This is a genomic window from Herbaspirillum lusitanum (assembly GCF_046025995.1).
GTDB lineage: Bacteria > Pseudomonadota > Gammaproteobacteria > Burkholderiales > Burkholderiaceae_D > Herbaspirillum > Herbaspirillum lusitanum_A.
On sequence record NZ_JAQQFM010000027.1, the window covers coordinates 1 to 869 of the forward strand.

The window sequence follows — 869 nt, forward strand, 5'->3', positions numbered from 1 at the left end:
AGCATGTACGCGCTGATCGCACTGGGTTACACGATGGTGTACGGGGTATTGAACCTGATCAATTTTGCGCACGGCGACATTTTGATGGTGGGGGCGATGGTGGGTTTGTCGCTGCTCAAACTGGTGCAGAACGCGGCGCCGCAGTTGCCGGGGATCGTGCAGTTGATCATCGCGATTGTGGGAGCAGTGCCGATCTGCATCCTGGTGAGCCTGTTCATCGAGCGGGTGGCGTATCGTCCGCTGCGCAATGCGCCGCGTCTGGCGCCCCTGATCACGGCCATCGGCATTTCGATTCTGCTGCAGACGATCGCCATGATGATCTGGGGCCGCAGTCCGCTGCCGTTCCCGCAGGTGATGCCGTCGGATCCGATTCATATCGCCGGCGCGCTGATTTCGCCGACGCAGATCATGCTGCTGGTGCTGGCGGTGCTGGCCATGGTGGGTCTGGTGCTGGTGGTGGAGAAGACCAAGATGGGCCGCGCCATGCGCGCCACGGCGGAGAATCCGCGCATCGCCGGTCTGATGGGGGTGGACGCCAACAAGGTGATCGTGGTGACCTTTGCCATCGGCGCCGGTCTGGCGGCCATTGCCGGCGTGATGTGGGCGGCCAATTATTCGACCGCACAATTTGCGATGGGCTTCGTGCCGGGGCTGAAGGCCTTCTCGGCGGCGGTGCTGGGCGGCATCGGCAATATCTACGGCGCCATGCTGGGCGGGATTCTGCTGGGCCTGATCGAAAGCCTGGGCGCCGGTTACATCGGCGACCTGACCGGCGATTTCCTGGGCAGCAATTATCAGGACATCTTCGCCTTCATCGTGCTGATCATCGTGCTGACCCTCCGTCCTTCGGGAATTATGGGTGAGCGCGT

At 62.4% G+C, this 869-nt stretch carries 1 protein-coding gene; it reads left to right on the top strand.

Features of this window, described 5'->3' with window-relative positions; all coding sequences use genetic code 11:
* On the top strand, positions 1-869 hold an 869-nt coding region (locus PQR62_RS25540; protein WP_408160891.1), incomplete at both ends, for a branched-chain amino acid ABC transporter permease.